General features: G+C 41.6%; 22 protein-coding genes and 1 riboswitch. Of the genes, 13 read left to right on the plus strand and 9 right to left on the minus strand.

The features are described 5' to 3' along the window. Positions 1-29 precede the first annotated feature (29 nt). On the minus strand, positions 30-743 hold the full coding sequence (gene torR / locus RH40_RS19580; protein WP_009603457.1) for a two-component system response regulator TorR: 714 nt from the start codon (positions 741-743) through the stop codon (positions 30-32). A gap of 738 nt (positions 744-1,481) precedes the next feature. Here torR and purR point away from each other — a divergent pair. The 4 genes from purR (at position 1,482) to RH40_RS19600 (ending at position 4,556) form a co-directional block, all read left to right on the plus strand. Next, the gene (purR, locus tag RH40_RS19585) at positions 1,482-2,489 is read left to right on the plus strand and encodes an HTH-type transcriptional repressor PurR (RefSeq protein WP_009603458.1); all 1,008 of its coding nucleotides are present in this window, start codon (positions 1,482-1,484) and stop codon (positions 2,487-2,489) included. 145 nt (positions 2,490-2,634) lie between these two features. Then, positions 2,635-2,721: riboswitch (cyclic di-GMP riboswitch) on the plus strand. A gap of 130 nt (positions 2,722-2,851) precedes the next feature. Continuing rightward, positions 2,852-3,442 (plus strand): TfoX/Sxy family DNA transformation protein, encoded by a 591-nt coding sequence (locus RH40_RS19590; RefSeq protein ID WP_009603459.1) that lies wholly within the window; start codon positions 2,852-2,854, stop codon positions 3,440-3,442. Positions 3,443-3,558: 116 nt separating this feature from the next. Then, complete coding sequence (locus tag RH40_RS19595; protein WP_009603460.1) at positions 3,559-4,254, plus strand: TVP38/TMEM64 family protein; 696 nt, start codon at positions 3,559-3,561, stop codon at positions 4,252-4,254. Then, the gene (locus RH40_RS19600) at positions 4,251-4,556 is read left to right on the plus strand and encodes a putative signal transducing protein (protein WP_009603461.1); all 306 of its coding nucleotides are present in this window, start codon (positions 4,251-4,253) and stop codon (positions 4,554-4,556) included. Before RH40_RS19595 ends, RH40_RS19600 begins: the two co-directional genes overlap by 4 nt. Before the next feature lie 69 nt (positions 4,557-4,625). On the opposite strand, the gene RH40_RS19605 is transcribed toward RH40_RS19600, so the two are convergent. The 4 genes from RH40_RS19605 to RH40_RS19620 all read right to left on the minus strand — a co-directional run bounded on the left by RH40_RS19605 (position 4,626) and on the right by RH40_RS19620 (position 10,607). Next, positions 4,626-5,429, minus strand: a complete 804-nt coding sequence (locus RH40_RS19605) for an alpha/beta fold hydrolase (protein ID WP_009603462.1) — start codon at positions 5,427-5,429, stop codon at positions 4,626-4,628. Between the two features lie 154 nt (positions 5,430-5,583). After that, entirely contained in the window at positions 5,584-8,214 is a 2,631-nt protein-coding gene (topA, locus tag RH40_RS19610; protein WP_009603463.1) for a type I DNA topoisomerase, read from the minus strand. Between the two features lie 431 nt (positions 8,215-8,645). After that, a complete protein-coding gene (gene aroA / locus RH40_RS19615) occupies positions 8,646-9,926 on the minus strand; it encodes a 3-phosphoshikimate 1-carboxyvinyltransferase (RefSeq protein ID WP_009603465.1) in 1,281 nt (426 codons plus the stop codon). Between the two features lie 225 nt (positions 9,927-10,151). Further along, positions 10,152-10,607 carry an outer membrane lipoprotein gene (locus tag RH40_RS19620; protein WP_009603467.1) on the minus strand — a complete coding sequence of 152 codons (456 nt, stop codon included), beginning with the start codon at positions 10,605-10,607 and terminating at the stop codon, positions 10,152-10,154. A gap of 19 nt (positions 10,608-10,626) precedes the next feature. Between RH40_RS19620 and aat the strand changes: the two genes are divergently transcribed. The 3 genes from aat (at position 10,627) to infA (ending at position 12,343) form a co-directional block, all read left to right on the plus strand. Then, positions 10,627-11,331 (plus strand): leucyl/phenylalanyl-tRNA--protein transferase, encoded by a 705-nt coding sequence (gene aat / locus RH40_RS19625; RefSeq protein ID WP_009603468.1) that lies wholly within the window; start codon positions 10,627-10,629, stop codon positions 11,329-11,331. Between the two features lie 14 nt (positions 11,332-11,345). After that, a complete protein-coding gene (locus RH40_RS19630; protein ID WP_009603469.1) occupies positions 11,346-12,044 on the plus strand; it encodes an arginyltransferase in 699 nt (232 codons plus the stop codon). Between the two features lie 80 nt (positions 12,045-12,124). Next, positions 12,125-12,343, plus strand: coding sequence for a translation initiation factor IF-1 (gene infA, locus RH40_RS19635; protein WP_001040192.1), 219 nt, complete (start codon positions 12,125-12,127; stop codon positions 12,341-12,343). An 81-nt stretch (positions 12,344-12,424) separates the two neighbouring features. On the opposite strand, the gene RH40_RS19640 is transcribed toward infA, so the two are convergent. Both RH40_RS19640 and cysS read right to left on the minus strand, forming a co-directional pair. Next, complete coding sequence (locus RH40_RS19640) at positions 12,425-13,003, minus strand: thymidine kinase (RefSeq protein WP_009603475.1); 579 nt, start codon at positions 13,001-13,003, stop codon at positions 12,425-12,427. A 59-nt stretch (positions 13,004-13,062) separates the two neighbouring features. After that, the gene (cysS, locus tag RH40_RS19645; RefSeq protein ID WP_009603476.1) at positions 13,063-14,442 is read right to left on the minus strand and encodes a cysteine--tRNA ligase; all 1,380 of its coding nucleotides are present in this window, start codon (positions 14,440-14,442) and stop codon (positions 13,063-13,065) included. A gap of 200 nt (positions 14,443-14,642) precedes the next feature. On the opposite strand from cysS, the gene RH40_RS19650 reads away from it, so the two are divergent. The 3 genes from RH40_RS19650 to RH40_RS19660 are packed head-to-tail and all read left to right on the plus strand — an operon-like array spanning position 14,643 to position 16,413. Beyond that, complete coding sequence (locus RH40_RS19650; protein ID WP_009603477.1) at positions 14,643-15,137, plus strand: peptidylprolyl isomerase; 495 nt, start codon at positions 14,643-14,645, stop codon at positions 15,135-15,137. 48 nt (positions 15,138-15,185) lie between these two features. After that, positions 15,186-15,908, plus strand: a complete 723-nt coding sequence (gene lpxH / locus RH40_RS19655) for a UDP-2,3-diacylglucosamine diphosphatase (protein WP_039955073.1) — start codon at positions 15,186-15,188, stop codon at positions 15,906-15,908. A 43-nt stretch (positions 15,909-15,951) separates the two neighbouring features. After that, complete coding sequence (locus RH40_RS19660; RefSeq protein ID WP_009603479.1) at positions 15,952-16,413, plus strand: YchJ family protein; 462 nt, start codon at positions 15,952-15,954, stop codon at positions 16,411-16,413. A gap of 40 nt (positions 16,414-16,453) precedes the next feature. Here the strand turns inward: RH40_RS19660 and RH40_RS19665 are convergent, their stop codons facing one another. After that, entirely contained in the window at positions 16,454-16,744 is a 291-nt protein-coding gene (locus tag RH40_RS19665) for a YeaC family protein (RefSeq protein WP_009603480.1), read from the minus strand. A 105-nt stretch (positions 16,745-16,849) separates the two neighbouring features. Between RH40_RS19665 and RH40_RS19670 the strand changes: the two genes are divergently transcribed. Next, positions 16,850-17,671, plus strand: a complete 822-nt coding sequence (locus tag RH40_RS19670; protein ID WP_009603481.1) for a DUF2989 domain-containing protein — start codon at positions 16,850-16,852, stop codon at positions 17,669-17,671. Between the two features lie 99 nt (positions 17,672-17,770). On the opposite strand, the gene msrB is transcribed toward RH40_RS19670, so the two are convergent. After that, complete coding sequence (gene msrB / locus RH40_RS19675) at positions 17,771-18,172, minus strand: peptide-methionine (R)-S-oxide reductase MsrB (RefSeq protein ID WP_009603482.1); 402 nt, start codon at positions 18,170-18,172, stop codon at positions 17,771-17,773. A gap of 309 nt (positions 18,173-18,481) precedes the next feature. Between msrB and gap the strand changes: the two genes are divergently transcribed. After that, a complete protein-coding gene (gap, locus tag RH40_RS19680) occupies positions 18,482-19,477 on the plus strand; it encodes a type I glyceraldehyde-3-phosphate dehydrogenase (protein ID WP_009603483.1) in 996 nt (331 codons plus the stop codon). Between the two features lie 79 nt (positions 19,478-19,556). Continuing rightward, positions 19,557-20,441 (plus strand): D-hexose-6-phosphate mutarotase, encoded by an 885-nt coding sequence (locus tag RH40_RS19685; protein WP_009603484.1) that lies wholly within the window; start codon positions 19,557-19,559, stop codon positions 20,439-20,441. Positions 20,442-20,464: the final 23 nt, after the last annotated feature.

Raw genomic sequence — 20,464 nt, forward strand, 5'->3', positions numbered from 1 at the left:
ACACTACTCGTGCGGCTTTTTTATATTCGTTAGTCTCCCGCAAACATATAGCCTTCCCCATGCACGGTGACAAATATTTGTGGATTCTTTGGGTCGAACTCCATTTTTGCTCTCATACGGCGAATAAGAACATCAATAGTCCGGTCATTGGGAGCATCAACACGATGGCTAATCATGTTTAAGATCCGTTCCCGGCTTAAAACCTGATTGGGGTGCGAGGATAACGCAACCAGAAGCTCATATTCGGCTTTTGTTAGTTTCACAGGGTCACCGTCATTGCTAAGCGCTCTTCTCTGAATATCAAAAACCCAGTCCCCAAAACGCACTAAGTTTTCATTTTGTTTTCCGGATACCTCAGAGTAAAAATCTCCTTTTGCCGCTGACATTCGCCATAACAAATTCTTGACTCGGACAAGAAGCTCTCGCAATTCGAATGGCTTAGTAACGTAGTCATCTGCGCCCATTTCGAGTCCAACAATTCTATCGATACTGTCTGTTCTGCCTGTTACCAGAATAATGCCTATATCAGATTGACTCCTGAGCTCACGAGTGAGCATTAAGCCATCTTCACCTGGTAAGTTGATATCCAGCATAACCAAGTCAATCTCATTACAACCAAGTATATCGCGCATTTCAGCTCCGCTCTCAGCCTCACTGACACAATATCCTTCGTTTTGAAAATAACCCGCCAACTTGCTCCGAGTAACCGCATCGTCTTCTACAACTAGTACATGATAACTCATCTGGTTCACTTATTCTGCATTGGTATTTAATTTGGTAGTTATTCTATTCATAAAAAACCACAATTCTAGTATTAATTATTTTATTTAAGATCAATTTTGCCAATATATTTGTTATTGTCTAAGCCATATTCGGCATACATTTAAACAAACACTATGCCAACCAAATGTAAACTGACAATTTTATCTTTAAATACAACTGCCTAAAAGTTCAACAGCCATAACCCAAAGATAAATGCAATTAGCAAAAATCGTCAACAAAAAAATATGTCTTCTTTAATTATTTATTAGTTAAAACACACTAAATAGCATACAGATAATTAATAGGCTGTCGTCCTTTTTTTTATTCTAATCCCAATGGAGAATATACCCACGTTACTTCAAAAGGTAGAACTCATATAACCAAGTGACTTCAAAATACAGGGTTTAGAGCGATGCCACAGTGTTGAGTTTAAGGAAAATAAAACGGAGCCTAACCCACTGGCCATAAGCAGTAACTATCGAGCACCACTAGATAATTGTAACTGTGTAAAATAAGAGCTCGCTATCAAATACTGAGAGCAAAAATGATTTTTGTTTGCTCAATCTGATTTTGCGGTCTAAAATCGGCATTGAAAATAATAGTATTGTTTAACTTGAATATAAACCGCTAATGATGGCGGTTTTTGTTTTTCTGATAGTTCTTCTTTCCTCTCGCTTTGAATTAGAGAAAAAGTCGCATTATCAACAGGATATCACTTTATGGCAACCATTAAAGATGTTGCTCGCCTTGCTGGCGTGTCAACCACTACTGTCTCCCATGTCATCAATAAAACGCGCTTTGTTGCTGAAGCAACCCAAGAGAAAGTGCTTGAAGCAGTAAATGAACTAAACTACGCACCAAGTGCAGTGGCTAGGAGCTTGAAGTGTAACAGTACCCGTACTATCGGCATGCTCGTCACACAATCAACAAATCTTTTCTTTTCTGAAGTCATTGATGGGGTTGAAAGCTATTGTTACCGCCAAGGTTATACACTTATCCTGTGTAACACTGGGGGTATATACGAAAAACAACGTGACTATATCCGAATGCTTGCAGAGAAGCGTGTGGACGGTATTTTAGTCATGTGTTCAGATTTAACCTCTGAGCTGAGTGAAATGCTCGATCGTCAAAAAGATATCCCAAAGGTTATCATGGATTGGGGACCAGAAAGCTCACAAGCAGACAAAATTATCGACAACTCGGAAGAAGGTGGATATCTTGCCACCAAGTATCTGATTGAAAAGGGACATAAAGATATTGCTTGTTTAAGTGGTCATTTCGAAAAAGCAGCCTGTCAGGAGCGAATTCGTGGATTTAAGCGGGCAATGAATGAAGCAAACTTGGATGTGCGAGAAAATTGGATTCTAGAAGGTAATTTTGAATGTGATACTGCCGTTCTAGCTGCCGATAAAATCTGTGCTATGGATAAAAAACCCTCGGCAATATTCTGCTTTAACGACACGATGGCTCTCGGCCTTATGAGTCGACTCCAACAGAAAGGCATACGGATTCCTGAAGACATCTCAGTCATCGGTTATGACAATATTGAACTAGCTGAGTACTTTTCTCCTCCACTTACTACTATTCATCAACCCAAGCGTCGTGTAGGTAAGAATGCGTTTGAAATATTATTAGAACGTATCAAAGATAAGGAACATGAAAAGCGGGTTTTTGAAATGCATCCGGAAATTGTAGAACGAAATACTGTTTGTAATTTCAAAAATTAAGCTTGAATATTTTTGCTCAGTCGAACGGTTTTGTATTGACTGAGCGTATGAATTTGGGCTTTTTCCTGCATCAAGATCACACTTATTTGATTTGGGCGTGATGTTACGCTCAAAATTTATTTATTCTCAGAATGTTCGAATCGTGCCACGAACAGGGCAAACCATTTCGAAAGAGTGGGACGCAAAGCCTCCGGCCTTAAACATGATAATGTCTGGTAGCGGGGTTGCCGATGGCAAATTTGCACATATCATTTGCTGTACTTGCATATGCATGACAGCACATTGACATTGTATATGCATAATTTTGCTAATCTCTCGGACCTGAATTGGTGGCGTATACATATACACCGAGAATAAAAAGCATGGATAAACCAATATTAAAAGACTCAATGCGTTTGTTTGAGCAGCTTGGCTATATTAAGTCTCGTTCGATGTTTGGTGGTTTTGGTATTTTTGCCGATAACACGATGTTTGCGCTCGTAGTGAACGATAAACTTCACGTTCGTGCCGATGCAGAACTCACCAAGCAATTTGTAGGTCAAGGGCTAGAACCATACGTTTATAAAAAACGTGGCTTTCCAGTGGTCACTAAATACTTCGCTCTATCAGATGATTGGTACTCATGTCCCACTCAAACTCTAGATATTGCGAAAATTGCTCTTAAATCTGCCAATCTGGATAAGCATACTCAGTCGACGACAAAACCAAATCGTCTAAAAGACTTACCAAACCTAAGGCTTGCGACCGAAAGAATGCTTAAGAAAGCAGGAATAGAGTCAGTAGAAAACCTTGAGAAGACTGGCGCGGTAGATGCATTCAAAGCGATTCAGTTGACACATTCATCTGATGTGAATATTGAGTTACTTTGGGCACTAGAGGGGGCTATTAATGGCACCCACTGGTCAGTTGTCCCTCAAAATCGAAGACAAGAGCTTCTACAGCAACTCAGTTAATATAGTGCTTTAAAAGTCAGTTTTACTGGCTTTTTTTGTTTCTTTGAAATTTTCTCGCCATTTGCTCTGTCTATCATAATTAAGTTACATGTGCTCAGACAGAGAGAGGGTTGTTAATGAACAAGAAGCTGTTACTAGGTATTGCTTTAATTATTGTTGTCTTAGTCGTTGGCCTGAATTTTGGCCAACACCTTACTTTGGACAATGCGAAACTGAAACAAGCAGAGCTTTCATCATTTATCGAAAGCAATTTCTTCATGGCCATCGCATTATATTTTGTGAGCTATGTAGCCATCACTGCTCTCTCAATACCTGGCGCAGCCGTTGTTACCTTGTTAGGTGCAGCTCTATTCGGGTTCTGGATCAGTCTTGCCTTGGTATCGTTTGCTAGTACCATAGGCGCCACACTTGCCTTTTTGAGTAGTCGATATTTACTTCGTGATTGGGTTCAGAAAAAGTTTGGTAATAAACTTACTGCTGTTAATCAGGGTGTTGAGAAAGATGGCCCATTTTATTTGTTTTCCCTACGCCTCATTCCTGTCTTTCCATTTTTCCTAATTAACTTACTGATGGGGCTTACTCCCATATCGACAATACGTTTTTATCTTGTTAGCCAATTAGGCATGTTACCCGGTACAGCCGTGTACCTAAATGCAGGAACGCAATTGGCTCAAATTGATAGCTTAGCCGGGATAGTCTCACCCGCCGTCTTACTCTCATTTGCCCTTTTAGGCATTTTCCCTATCATCGTAAAGTGGATAATGAATAAATTTAAAGTTTCACCATCAGCAGCAAACAACGACACCGAATGAAAATATACAGTGCACTGAATCCAACAGACGCCCATATTATTTGTGAGTTACTAAAATCACATGATATCGCCTGTGAGGTTCATGGTGCGGATTTATTCGGTCTACAGGGTGAACTACCCTTAGGTGAATCAACAGAGCCTTATATCTGGTTATTTGATGATGGCCTTTATGAAAAAGCCAATCAGATAATCATGCAGTATAGGGAGCCATCTCATCGCGCTGATTGGCGCTGTAAGCGTTGTGGCGAAGATAATGGCGCTGAGTTCGATATATGCTGGAACTGCGGTACAAACGCTGAATAGGTGTCTAGATTTTCAAATTCATGTCTACCTGTAAAGCAAGCCATCCGCGCTGAACCTCGCATCTTGAGGTTACTTAGAGATACAGTGTTGTTTAATGAATGTTATCGATAGAGAATTAAATTCCTCAGGTTTTTCAACATTGCACACATGACCACAGTCCTCAATTTGATGCAATTGACTTAAACTATGAGCGGCAACCATTTCCTTGACGGGTTGAATGAACATGTAGTCTCTCTCTCCCATCAAATACAAAGTTGGAATTGCCAATTCCCTCTCTTTAAAATACTTCATCATGGGATTAACGTCAGCTGTTAGAATGAACCAACGCTTAAATTCTTTTTGACACAGCTTCTTAGCCTCTCGAATAAACAAGCTTCTTGACTCTTTCTGTGCACTCTGTGGCATCACAATGTAAGCAAATAATCGATATAACCACATATAAGGAACAATATGCTTACATAGGTTGCCCAGCTTGACTAACACTTGAGAGCGTATATCCAGCCGTGTCACTGCGCCACCCAAAACCATAGATTGGACTCTTGGTAAAGCTAGCTCAGCGATATTTCTCACGATAATAGTACCTAGAGACATACCAACAAAGTGTGCAGAGCGAATTTTTAAATGATCCAACACTTTGAGGATATCCAAAGTAACCGCTTTAAATGTATAGCGATTCGCTATCAGATCCCTGAAAAGCTGATTAGACTTTCCATGTCCACGTAAATCTATCAATAAGAGATTAAAATGCCGTTTGTATTCTTTCACCTGCTTAAACCAGATTGATGAGCTTCCACCAGCGCCGTGCACAAATACGACCCACTGATTACTGGAAGGATGTAAAAATGTTTTGTGGAATAGCAAAGCGTCAGACATAGGCTCTTACTTATACAGTGAACTGTCACGGAGATTATCATAACTTTAGTGTCATTTTAAATGATTGGCCTCCCCAAAAGTCTTGAATCACTGAGAATGTGAAAAAAATAGCGTTTAATAGCAAAAAAGCAGCCCATGGCTGCTTTTTGTTTGTTTATTTTGCTTTTGGCTTCTTGCGTTTATCTGTCACTTCCCACTTACCATCAACATACAGCGCCGTGTAGCCAGATGGCTTACCATCCACTTCTGAGCGCACATAGTTTTCTTTGGTCTTGCGGCTGAATCTCACAACCATAGGAAGACCATCAGGGTCATTTTCAGGTGCTTCGGTTAGATAGTGAAATTTAGGTGAAATTCTATCTTTAAATCTCTTCAACTCTTCTACAAGCGGAGCTCGAGTTTCACGCGATTTAGGGAAAGTGCTCGCAGCTAGAAACAAACCAGAGGCCCCATCACGGAGCACAAAATAAGCTTCTGAGTTCTCACATGGTAGTTCAGGAAAATGAACAGGGTCTTCCTTCGGAGGTGCAACTTCGCCATTTTTTAGGATCTTACGAGTGTTTTTACAACTTTCGCTCGTACAATCCATGTATTTACCAAAGCGTCCATTTTTAAGCACCATGTCGCTACCACACTTGTCACACTCGACAACTGGGCCATCATACCCTTTCACCTTAAACTCGCCGTGCTCAACCACATAGCCGTCACAATTGGGGTTATTACCACAAACGTGCATCTTTCTCTTGTCATCAACAAGATAAGCATCCATAGCAGTTTCACAAATAGGGCAGCGTTTTTTCGCTCTGAGTGCGGCCGTCTCAACGTCTTCCTCTAGTACGTTAACGATGCCTTCCTCGTCACCAAGGTTGATGGTTGTCTTACAACGTTCTTTAGGTGGAAGTGCATATCCCGAGCAACCCAAGAACACGCCAGTAGAAGCGGTTCTTATTCCCATAGGACGAGAGCAAGTTGGGCATTCTATGTCAGTTTGCACGATATGATTGGGCTTCATACCGCCTTGTTCTTCGTCTTGCTCTGCAGCCTCTAGATCCGTCGTAAAATCATTAAAAAAGTCATCAAGTACCGTCTTCCAGTTAGCATCACCTTCCGCTATCTGATCGAGTTTCTCTTCCATTCGAGAAGTAAACTCGTAGTTCATCAAATCGTCAAAGCTTCCATCTAAACGGTCAGTAACAATTTCTCCCATTTTTTCCGCATAAAAACGACGCTGTTCAACTTTGACATAACCTCTATCTTGGATTGTAGAAATAATAGAAGCGTAAGTTGATGGACGACCAATTCCTCGTTTTTCTAGCTCTTTAACAAGCGCTGCTTCAGTAAATCGTGCTGGGGGCTTGGTGAAATTTTGCTTTGGCTCAAGATTAACAAGGTCAACACTATCCCCAACTTTAACCGCTGGTAGGATTTGGTCCTCATTTTTTCCTAGAGGTCGCTGAACACGAGTCCAACCATCAAACTTAAGAATGCGCCCTTTGGCTTTGAGAGTGTATTCTGCCGCCTTGACACTCACAGTAGTAGAATCGTACTTCGCAGGTGTCATTTGACACGCAACAAACTGATTCCAGATTAGATTATAAAGTTTGTGCGCATCGGCCTCCATCCCGTTAAGATCGTCCGATTTCACCGCAACATCAGAAGGCCTTATCGCCTCGTGAGCTTCCTGAGCTCCAGCCTTACTGCCGTAGACGTTGGCTTTTGAAGGCAAATAATCATCACCGTATTCTTTGCCAATGAAGCTTCTTACCGTTTCAACAGCCTCACTGCTCAAATTTGTCGAATCAGTCCGCATGTAGGTAATATAACCCGCCTCATAGAGACGCTGAGCCAACATCATGGTTTTTTTAACACCATAACCTAATCTTGTACTTGCTGCCTGTTGAAGCGTAGACGTAATAAAGGGAGCCGAGGGTTTACTAGAGGTAGGACGATCCTCACGTTTACATACCTCGTATTTTGCTTTTTCAAGCACTGCAACCGCAGCAAGGGTTTCAGACTCATTAGAAGGTTTGAACGCCACCCCTTCTTTTTGAGCAACTTGCAGACGAAAATCAGTGTTATTTTCTGTCTTTGTATTGGCGTGGACATCCCAGAACTCTTCGGGAATAAAAGCCTTGATTTCACGCTCACGTTCAACCAATAATTTTACTGCGACAGACTGAACACGTCCCGCAGATAAACCTCTAGCGACTTTTTTCCAAAGCAGTGGAGACACCATAAAGCCCACTACTCTGTCCATAAAGCGGCGTGCCTGTTGAGCATTAACACCATCCATGCTTAACTCGCCCGGTTTTTCAAAAGCCTGTTGTATCGCATTTTTGGTTATTTCATTGAATACAACACGCTTGTAACGTTCCTCGTCACCACCGATAATTTCACGTAAATGCCACGCAATGGCCTCTCCTTCGCGGTCCAAATCGGTCGCGAGATAGACTTGATCAGCATCTTTGGCTAGCTTTTGTAGCTCAGCAACAACCTTCTCTTTGCCGGGAAGCACTTGATAATTAGCCTCCCAACCATGGTATGGGTCGATGCCCATCTTTTTAATTAATGATTTGCGGTCTTTTTCTTTTTTTATTAGAGCTTTTTCTTCCGCACTCAGACCTTTAGTTGATACTGCTGCTGCTTTTTGGCCAGAACTCTGTCCGGCAGTTGGCAAATCACGAACATGACCCACACTAGACTTCACAACAAAGTCTTTACCTAAATACTTATTGATGGTTTTCGCTTTTGCTGGCGACTCCACAATAACTAGTGACTTACCCATAATTGACTCAATTGTCCTCGACTGAGTGCGAAATAGACGCACATAGTACCTTAATAATTTGCTTCTTTTTTTACTATTGAGCGAGATTGAAAGAAGATCAATCTCTTTTTCTCATATCTGACTCGACTGCTCGACAAATCGTCGATGGTAAAAACTATTTACGTGGTAAATTTACAAAACGCTTATACCAGAAGAATCCATTAGATTGCGCAACATACTAAACACCATAAGTTTATTAGTGCCAACTTAACACAGCTTTTTTTGCCACCAGTCACAAAACCTACCGACACTTAGTAAACTCAATCCCAAAAATTTAAATACACTCGGCTCTTTTACACAAATATTCCTCGGAAAAAAGCAAAGGGCTAGCATTCAAAGCCAACCCTTTTACCCATATTCGAACAATAAATTCGAATAATAGTCTTGTCTTGTTAAGAACTCAAACTTTCAAGCTTGTCAAAATAGTCCGGGAATGTTTTAGAAGTGCATTTGGGATCGTTAATCGTAACTGGGGTGTTGCTCAATGCGACCAAGGAAAAACACATAGCCATACGATGATCATCATAAGTATCAATCGCTGCGTGCTTCAATGACTCTGGAGGCGTGATCACAATATAGTCATGCCCTTCCTCAACCTCTGCCCCCACTTTACGTAGCTCCGTTGCCATCGCATGTAAGCGGTCAGTTTCTTTGACTCGCCAATTATATACATTTCGAATCGCTGTCGTGCCATCAGCAAACAATGCTGTTGTTGCAATCGTCATAGCGGCGTCCGGTATATGATTGAAGTCAAGGTCTACTGCTTTTAGCTTACCGACTCTAGAAATGACGAAATCGTCGCCCCATTCTATATCTGCACCCATTTTTGCTAAAGCTTCAGCAAACTGAATGTCACCTTGAATACTATTTCTACCGATCCCTGTTACTTTTATTTCTCCGCCTTTTATCGCAGCGGCAGCCAGAAAATAGGAAGCGGAGGAAGCGTCACCTTCAACTAAAAACTCGCCTGGAGACTGGTAATTTTGGCCTTTCCTTATAACAAATTCAGCGTAATTGTTGTTCTCAACCTTTACACCAAATTGCGCCATAATATGCAATGTAATATCTATATAAGGTTTCGAAACTAACTCACCAATAATCTTTATTGTCACATCGTCACCGGCCATAGGCGCTGCCATAAGAAAAGCGGTAAGGAATTGACTGGAAATAGAACCATCAATTTCAACCGTGCCTCCACTTAAACCTGTGCCGATAATTTTCAAAGGAGGGTATCCCTCTTCCTCCAAGTAAGTCACTTTTGCACCTGCTTGGCGCAATGAACTCACTAGGTGGCCTATAGGACGCTCCTTCATCCTCGGTTCACCGGTCAACACATATTCACCTGTGCCCAAACACAAAGCAGCAGCAAGTGGGCGCATTGCAGTACCCGCATTGCCCAGAAAGATTTCAAGCTCCTCAGGAGCATCGAATGGCCGACCTAAACCTTCAACATCACAAACCGTTTTGTCTTCCGAAAGAGTGTAATTTACTCCTAGTGAAGACAATGCATTGAGCATATGCCGAATATCATCGCTGTCGAGAAGATTTGTTAGACGAGTTTTTCCTCTGGCCATTGCGGCAAGAAGTAATGCTCGGTTTGAGACACTTTTTGATCCCGGTAGATTTACTACCCCATTGACTTTACTAATTGGGTGTAAGGTGAGGCTTTCCATTACGTTTATATTCCTTGCTCTCCCCTATATCTGAGTGGGAGATGAAAAATTCTTCGTACTGGCAGACTAACGAAAAATCTTTCTCAAAACTAGACCCAAATAACACTCTAGACTCAATTATATGCCTAAGTAGCGACAGTAAATTAGGCTTAAAAGAGTAACCTAGGTATAAAAATCAGCAACGTAGTAAAAAACGCATAAAAATATGTTTAGTGAAACACCGAATTAAAATTCTTTATCGACGCGAACACCATCGTCAAAATACAAAATTCTTACCCTGTCATTTTTTGTAAAGATCATTTTCTTATCAACATCTTGAATCACATCAATTAACTCATCTTTCTTGGTCCTGATTAATAGCTCCACCAGTTGATGATTTAGTCGCTGAGTTTTGTTAACGCTTTGGTGGGTAATGGCTCCACCCGCGGCCGCACCAACAACTGTCGCCACTTGTTTTCCATGCCCACCACCAAATTGATGCCCAACAATTCCTCCAACTACAGCCCCAAGAAGCGTTTTCCACCCGACTCCTTGTGCTTCAACCATTTCTTCTTGAGAAATATATCTAATCGTCTCCACTTGCCCAAATTTGACCTCATTCACTGGACGAGCGACGTTTCTTTGATAACTTGCATTGGCAATCAAAGGAAAAAGAAATACCATCAATATTAGCTTTCTCATTTTTTCTCCTTATTAAAATATGACACTATACCTCGCTGAACTTGACAGCAATGAGATTTGGTTTCCCTCGAACTCAGAAGCGTTAGCTGAGCCGAATGGGCTTCTCGCTTATGGCGGTGACTTGAGCGTTGAGAGACTCTTATTCGCCTACCAAAACGGAATATTCCCTTGGTATGGGCCAGGTGAACCGATTCTTTGGTGGACCCCAACCCCAAGAGCAGTATTCGATCCTAAGACATTCAAACCATCTAAAAGTCTCAGAAAGTTTCAAAAAAAAGCTCAGTATCGAGTGAGCATAAACCTCAACACCGATGAAGTCATTGATTATTGTGCCTCAACTCGCTGTGTTGAAGAAACTTGGCTGAATGATGACATGAGGTCTGCTTATAAATCACTTGCCAAAGAAGGGTTATGCCACTCAGTTGAAGTTTGGGATGACAATACACTAATAGGTGGCCTGTATGGTGTTTCTATAGGCAGCATTTTCTGCGGTGAGTCCATGTTCAGTCTCAAAACCAATGCATCGAAAGTAGCACTTTGGTATTTCTGTAAACATTTCAACTCACACATGGGCCAAATTATTGACTGCCAAGTCATGAATGATCACCTTCTCTCACTCGGTGCCCTTGAACTGGAGCGTGAGATTTTTATGCAGAAACTGCTATCATTTAAAGATGAAAACTTGTCTGAGAACTGTTTCAAAAAACAGTGGTTAACACCCTAATTGCGTGGTGAAGAATGAGTTCTGATTTACAACAAATCCGTATTGGTTTAACAAATTGTCACCCTTGTAGTTACCTTGATGACCGTCAAGAAAGGGTTGCGGTCGCACTTGACCCAGCTATGCACTGTGGTTCAAGTTATGAGGTACTTCTCGCTAATGGCTTTCGGCGTAGTGGAGACACCATATACAAACCTCATTGTGATCACTGCCAAGCTTGCCAAGCCCTGCGTATTGCAGTTCCCGATTTCGTTATTTCAAAAAATCAAAAAAGATTATTGAAAAAGTCTTCGAAATACACTTGGCAGTTAAAAGATGCACTTGATGACAACTGGTTCGATCTTTACTCAAGGTACATCAACCAGCGCCACAAAAACGGTTCTATGTTCCCACCTCAAAAAACTGAGTTCGCCCATTTCTCTCAATGTAGCTGGCTCAACACTCAATATCTTCATATTTATGATCAAAAGCAACTCATTGCGGTCGCAGTAACCGATATATTGTCCAATAGCGCCAGTGCTTTCTACACGTTTTTTGATCCTGATTACACATTGTCACTCGGAACTTTAGCAGTATTGTTTCAAGTCCAACACTGCCAAAATCAAGGAAAACAATGGCTTTACCTTGGTTATCAAATCGATGAATGCCCTGCCATGAACTATAAAGTAAGATTTCAGCCTCATCAAAGGCTAGTAAATCAGCGTTGGCAAGGGTAGAATACGCCCCATCTTTACTGAATTCATTTTTATCGGCATTTTGGGCTGGTAAAATGTGCCCATTTTTAAAAGAGGATTAAATGGCTAAAGAAGACGTTATTGAGATGCAAGGTACAGTCCTTGATACTCTTCCAAACACTATGTTCCGAGTTGAGCTAGAAAACGGTCACGTAGTTACTGCTCACATCTCAGGTAAGATGCGTAAAAACTACATTCGTATTCTTACTGGTGACAAAGTAACTGTAGAGATGACACCGTACGATTTATCAAAAGGACGTATCGTCTTCCGTGCTCGTTAATTTCAGATTATCGAATTGCTACAAAAAACGGAGCTAATAGCTCCGTTTTTTGTTTAGTTGTGACTGGTTATAAGTTATATATCACCTGCCCAATGCCTCTTTATAGTGTTGACGACAAACTGAAACATATTTATCGTTACCTCCAATTGAGACCTGATCGCCTTCTGCAATTGCGACGCCATTCTCATCAGTTCGGATCACCATATTGGCTTTTCTACCACAATGACAAATTGTTTTTAGCTCGACTAATTTGTCTGCCCATGACAGTAGGTACTTACTACCTTCAAATAGTTCACCTAAGAAGTCTGTTCTCAGTCCATAACATAGAACCGGAATACGGAGCTTATCAACAACCTCTGTCAGTTGATAGACTTGCTGTCTGCTGAGAAACTGGCTTTCATCCACTAATACACAGTGCCTAGTCTCTACCCCATTGAGATTGCTTATCTCTCGATAGAGATCAGTCTCAGCATTGAAAAGTTGAGCATCGGATTGTAAACCAATACGTGAGCTCACTTTTCCAACACCGTAACGATCATCAAGTGCGGCAGTGAAAATAACTGGTGTCATTCCACGTTCTTGATAGTTAAAAGACGATTGCAAAAGTGTCGTCGATTTACCCGCATTCATTGCAGAGTAATAAAAATACATTTGTGCCACAGAAACTTACCTGTAAATTTAAACCAATAAAAAAGAGCTGATATACCCAATAAATTACTTTATTTACGGCGCCAAGTGGTACCTGATGGTCCATCTTCCAAAACGATACCCATAGCAGTCAGCTTATCACGTGCGACGTCAGCTGTTGCCCAGTCTTTAGCTGCTCTACTATCGTTACGTAATTTTATCAGTGCCTCTATTTCCGCAACTTGGTCTTTATCATCGCTTCCTTGTAAAAAAGCTTCAGGATCCTGGTGCAAAATACCGATTACATCTGCCAGTTCACGGAGCAAAGAACCTAATGCACTTGCATGTTCATTGTCTGTTGCTTTGACTCGGTTGATCTCTCTGGCCATGTCAAAAAGAACTGAATAGGCTTCAGGCGTATTGAAATCATCATTCATAGCTTCAGTAAAACGGGAAACATATTCTTCACCGTCCGCAGCTGGCACAGTTAAATCAAGACCACGCAAGCTGGTGTAAAGACGTTCAAGACCTGCACGCGCTTGATTGAGGTTCTCCTCACTATAGTTAAGCTGACTACGGTAGTGACCTGACATCAGAAAATAACGAACAGTCTCTGAATCGTAGTGCTGTAAAACATCGCGAATAGTGAAGAAGTTACCAAGAGATTTAGACATTTTTTCTCTATCAACCATCACCATGCCACTGTGCATCCAAGTATTAACATATTGGGTATCGTGAGCACAGCAAGATTGAGCAATTTCATTCTCGTGATGAGGGAACTGAAGATCTGAGCCGCCACCATGAATATCGAAATGGTTTCCAAGGATAGACGAGTTCATTGCCGAACACTCGATATGCCACCCGGGGCGACCAGGCCCCCATGGTGACTCCCATGTAGGCTCGCCAGGTTTAGACATTTTCCATAACACAAAATCGAGTGGGCTACGTTTAGCAGATTCAACATCAACACGAGCACCTGCTTGTAACTGATCTAAATCTTGCTTGGAGAGCTTGCCGTACTCATCGAACTTTTTGACCTCAAACATTACATCGCCATTGTCAGCAACATAAGCAAAGCCTCGTTCGATAAGCTTCTCTACCAATTGGATGATTTCTTGAATATATTCTGTTGCTTTCGGTTCAATGTCCGGACGTTTCATATTGAGTGCGTCAAAGTCGCGGTGCATTTCACCTATAAGCCTCTCTGTAAGGGCCTCACAAGATTCATTGTTTTCGTTTGCTCGGGTGATGATTTTATCATCGATATCTGTGATGTTTCTTACGAAAGTCAAATCATAGCCCAGATAACGTAAGTAACGGGAAACAACATCAAACGAAACAAAAGTACGCCCGTGACCAATATGACAGAGATCATAGATGGTTACCCCACAGACATACATACCGATTTTACCGGCATTGATTGGTTTGAATTCCTCTTTTTGTCGTGTGAGTGTGTTATATATCTTTAACATGATCTCTTTCTAATCGTTAGGTAAATAAGGTTAGTCGGCAAGTATACCAACTCAAAGACGGTTAGGTAATCCCTGCAACGTACAAAAAGGAATCATTAAGACTATTAGTTGCTATTCATTCCGCACTTTTGCCGTATTAATGTCTTAAAAGTTCAGTTAGAATCTGTGCTCAATACAAAACACATCGAAAGGATAAAATCATGATTACTCTTCATACAAATTTTGGTGATATCAAAATTCAACTAAATGAAGAAAAAGCTCCTGAAACAAGCGCTAACTTTTTGCAATATTGTCGTGATGGTTTTTATGACAATACACTATTTCATCGCGTAATTGATGGTTTTATGATCCAAGGTGGCGGTATGGAGTCTGGCTTACGTGAAAAAGCAACTCGTGAACCGATCAAGAATGAAGCCAATAATGGTCTTAGCAATAAAGTGGGCACTTTAGCGATGGCTCGTACGATGGAACCACATTCGGCAAGCTCTCAATTTTTTATCAACGTGAATGACAATACGTTCCTTGATTTTCGTAGCGAGAGCATGGATGGATGGGGTTACTGTGTGTTCGGCGAAGTCATCGACGGCATGGACATCGTAAACAAAATCAAGGGTGTTAGCACTGGCTCATCAGGCATGCACCAAGACGTACCTTTAGAAGACGTCCTCATTACTGGTACAACAATCGAAGAATAATTATGTCGAGAGCGTGTTTTTAAACACGCTCTCGTTTAATTTTATAATATGACAACATTATTTATATCGGATCTGCATTTATCACCTTCAGCACCTGAAATCACCCGGTGCTTCTCTCACTTTATGCAAACAGAAGCTCGCCAAGCAGATGCGCTTTACGTCCTTGGAGATTTGTTTGACTTTTGGATCGGTGACGACGATGACTCTCACTTCGCACAAAGCATAAAATCTGAATTCAAAGCACTAACATCATCAGGCGTCCCTTGTTTTTTCACCAAAGGAAACAGAGACTTTCTCATCGGTGAACGATTTTGCGAACAGACGGGAATCACACTACTTCCCGATGAGTCCGTTATTGAGATCTATGGCAATAGAATCTTGGTATTGCATGGTGATACTCTCTGCACAGAAGATGTACGCTACCTTAAGTTTCGTGCCACGGTTCATAAACCATGGTTACAATGGCTTTTCAATCGTATCCCTCTATGTATTAAGAAGAAAATCATTAGCAAAGTCCAAGCTGATATTCACACCGAAAAAAGCACAAAACCGCTTGAAATAATGGATGTAACGCAGAGTGAAGTTGAAAGAGTGATGCAATACTATGATGTTAAACTTATGATTCACGGTCACACTCACCGTCCAAACATACATAAATTTGCTACCCAAAATCATTCTCATACAAGAGTTGTGCTCGGCGATTGGTACACCCAAGGCTCTGTTTTAGTTTATGACAATAATGGTTTTGAACTTCAAAACCGCCCCTTCTAAGTTTTCGAGTTTATAACATGCGATACAATGGCCTGGAGTCTCTATGAATACCTGCCCATGCGGAAGCACCAAAGAATACCGACACTGCTGTGAGCCTATCCATATTGATCATGGTGCAGCAGAAACCCCAGAACAACTTATGCGCTCACGCTACACTGCTCACGTGTTAGGCTTGGTCGACTTCGTCATCGATACCTACCACCCTAGCTGCTGCGCCAATACGCAGCGTAAACAAATTGAGGAATCTGTAAAATCCGAATGGAGTCATTTGGAAGTATTGAAATCAGAGTCTGGAGTGGATGAAAACGAAGGTTATGTCACCTTCAAAGCCTACTTTCTAGATCAGGGCAGCACACTATGCTTAGAAGAAAAGTCACGGTTTATTCGGGAAAATCAATTTTGGTACTACATTGATGGTGTATTTCATGAACATAAAAAAGTAGGTCGCAACGAGCCTTGTACGTGCAATAGTGGTAAAAAATACAAAAAATGTTGTGGGAAGTGAATTGACAAGGCAGCGTTACTCCCACTCGCTGCCTGATTGTTTAGTCATCGCCTTTGTTAATATTAACCCTAACAATATCTTGTTCATGAGACTGAAACTGTTTCTTTAGTTCCGCTTTTGACATAAAACTAATTTCGCCACCCTTTGCAACTGTCATATGTTGAGCTTCTGCATTATATTTAGATTGATACAACATCACAGCTTGCATGCATGAGTCTCTTTGCTCTGGCGTTAGTTCCGTTCCCTCAGGCCATTTACCTGTCTCAACGGCAAAGAGCAGACGCTCATAAGCTTCTGGTGTTATTGCATCGATCAACTGCTCTGCGTCCATAGTTTTTCCTTTTGAATTATTGTGGAGGACGTACCTTAACTGGTCGGGCTGATGAGTCAAGGTCGATGAGTTTAGTAATTGTAACCTATCACAAGCAAGGGCTCTATGAAATTAACTAAGATAACAATGGCTATTTTTGTAAGCCACGCGCTGGTCGGATGCTTTGAATTAAATAGGAGTACGGAGGAAGTTTGCTCCAATAACCCATCACTGCAATGCCAACGTCTTAATATGGGAGACGGACAGTGCCGTGTCCCACGAACGGATCTAGTCTGGCATCGTTATGAGGGTATAAAAAAGCCCAGTATAAAAAATAAAATAGAAGAATACGAGGCGCTAGCAAAATATCGCAATTGCCTCGACCTTGCTTCCCAAATCCGAGTAAAAAGTGACGATAAGTTAAAGCGCCTGCGCTTTGAAGCCCTAAACAACACTGCGGAAGACCTCAAACTCATCGTAAAATCTTTGGAAAAATCAGAATCTCCACAAGCACTCTATTTTTTATGGAGCCAGATCGGCGATGAAAAAGCCGGAAAACGCTTTTTATTACTCGAAGGAACGTCAGCATTGGAAACGGCAGAAATGCAGCACGCCCTTGCTACCTACTACACAAATAGGGATCCAGAAAAGACACGCCAACTACTGATACGCACATTAGAGCTCAGCAGCAAATCGAACCTAGACCCTGAAGTTTACACCTCTCTCGCTAGCGTCACATATAAACTGGGCTTAAAAAAAGAAGCGTACATTTGGACAATGGCTGCCGAAATGGCGGATATACCCATCGCCTCAGATAAAGAGATCCAGAGGCTGTATGGATTTCAAGAATCGCTTTATGACGAACTTGATGATTATGCAGACGAGATTGAAAGTGCAGTAATGAAAGGTCGCTTCAAAGAAAGTATGTTACCAAGCGAGAAACCTTAATCTGTATTTCAATTGGACTGCACTTAGGGCAGATAGCTCACTGTTGGTAACATAACATCCGTTTGCTAGGTTTCTAAAAAACCCTCAGGGACTCCTTCCCTATTGTTTAAAAACCATAGACACTGAATTAACACAATAGCGCTCGCCCGTGGTTTGAGGACCGTCTTCAAAAACATGGCCTAGGTGACTATCACAAGCAGCGCATCGAATTTCAGTACGAACCATGCCATGGCTGATGTCCTCTAAGTATCGGATGGCTGAGCGATTAATGGGCGCATCAAAACTTGGCCAGCCACACCCTGAATCATATTTATTTTCAGAGCTAAATAAGGCCATATTGCAGCAAACACAACGGTATGTACCATCATCTTTGTTATGCAGCAATCTACCACTGAACGGTGCCTCTGTTCCTTGCTCTCGGCACACACGAAATTGTTCTTCAGTCAATACTTCGCGCCAGTGCTCATCAGACTTAGTTAAATTTTTTTCAAAATCACTCATGATTCAAGCTGTCCTCTAATGGAGTCTTAGAAATAATTTGGCTTCCAAGCTTGCTAGAGCTTGTCGGCGTAAACCATACTTTGAATACATTCATACGGGGTTGTGGACATTTTACATCATGCAGATCAGTTAAACAAAACCGTTATTTTCGCTCAAGATCCGACCATAAAAATACAATTTTGAAAAAAAACCACGGTTTTTTAGACATGAAACAATTAAAAATGGATTTTTTGTTGCAGATTTTGACTTAATTATGTAATTTTACTACCAGTTATCTTTAATCGAAAATTAAGTTGTGGAGCAACTATAATGACTATAAAAGTAGGTATTAACGGTTTTGGCCGTATCGGTCGATTTGTATTCCGTGCTGCTCAAGAGCGTACAGACATAGAGGTTGTGGGCATAAATGACCTTATCGATGTTGAATACATGGCTTACATGCTCAAATACGATTCGACGCACGGACGTTTTCAAGGTTCTGTAGAAGTGGAAGGTGGAAACCTAATCGTCAATGGAAAAACCATCCGCGTCACTGCTGAGCGTAATCCAGAAGAATTAAAATGGGATGAGATTGGCGTTGACGTAGTTGCTGAAGCGACAGGCCTGTTCCTTACTGATGAGACAGCTCGTAAGCACATCACCGCTGGTGCCAAAAAAGTCGTACTTACTGGTCCTTCAAAAGATGCAACGCCGATGTTCGTTATGGGTGTAAACCACGACACATATACTGGTCAAGACATCGTATCAAACGCGTCATGTACAACGAACTGTTTAGCACCTATTGCGAAAGTCTTAAACGACAAATTCGGCATCGAATCTGGGCTTATGACTACTGTTCATGCAACGACAGCAACTCAAAAAACTGTTGATGGTCCATCTGCAAAAGATTGGCGCGGCGGACGTGGTGCATCTCAGAACATCATTCCATCTTCTACAGGTGCAGCTAAAGCAGTGGGCGTTGTACTTCCTGAGCTAAACGGAAAACTGACTGGTATGGCTTTCCGTGTACCAACAGCCAACGTTTCTGTCGTTGACCTCACTGTGAATTTAAAACAAGGTGCTTCTTACGAAGCAATCTGTGCGGCAATGAAGGAAGCATCAGAGGGCGAACTTGCTGGTATTCTTGGCTACACTGAAGACCAAGTTGTGTCTCAAGATTTTATCGGTGAGATACTAACTTCTGTCTTTGATGCCAAAGCAGGTATTGCATTAACTGACAACTTCGTCAAAGTAGTATCTTGGTACGACAATGAGATCGGCTACTCAAACAAAGTACTTGACCTGATTTCTCACGTATCTAAATAATATAATTATTATCTGTTCTAGTTTAAAAAGGCGGCGATATGCCGCCTTTTTATTACCAGAAAATTAGCAAGGTATCGTCATGCAAATTTATCATCTTCCTTCCATAGAAAATATTTCTAGTAGTGTCGACCTCATAGAAGTGTCTGGACTCAGAACGATACGTATACAACACCCATTAGCCAGAGCCGTGATTTCTCTACATGGCGGGCAATTGCTTTCCTTTCAACCAAAAGAAAAAAATGAGCTCCTCTGGCTTAGCAGCGACGCAATACTAGACGGTAGCACCCCCATAAGAGGTGGCATTCCTGTTTGTTTTCCTTGGTTTGGCAGAATTGCGTCACCTGCCCACGGCTTCGCAAGAACTGAAACTTGGGAAGTCGCAGGTATCCAAGAAGATGAGTCAAAGCTTACTATTGAGCTTGTGCTGGCAGCCACTGATTCGACATTGTCCATCTGGCCATATCATTTCGAAGCAAAATTAACCTTCGAAATTGAACAAGATATAAAAGTCCGACTGTTTGTCAAAAACGTGGATTATAAGCCCTTTCAGTTTTCGGCGGCTCTTCATAGCTATCTCAATGTAGGGGATATACAAAATTTCAAAGTATATGGCTTAGGTTCAACATACCTTGATAGCCTTGCGAATGGTGAAAAGCGTGTTGGAAAAGAAATACTGTCTATCGATCAAGCCATCGATCGCGTCTACCTCCAACCAGCCCCCACGGTCACCATTGAAGATCACGACCGAGAAAGAGTGATTTCAATAACAAACAATAATCACAATTCAGCGGTTGTTTGGAACCCATGGTTAATAGGTGCCGAATCGACACCAGATATAAACTCCGCTCAATTTACCCAATTCGTTTGTATTGAGTCCTGCCTATATGCAAGCTCATTGGAACAAGGAAAAACCTTGGCTCCCGGAGAGAGTTACGAGTTAAGTACAAAGATTGCCTCTTCATAGTCCATACTCAGAAGCACTGTCCC

This window comes from Vibrio caribbeanicus ATCC BAA-2122 (assembly GCF_000165125.1).
In the GTDB taxonomy this organism is placed as follows: domain Bacteria; phylum Pseudomonadota; class Gammaproteobacteria; order Enterobacterales; family Vibrionaceae; genus Vibrio; species Vibrio caribbeanicus.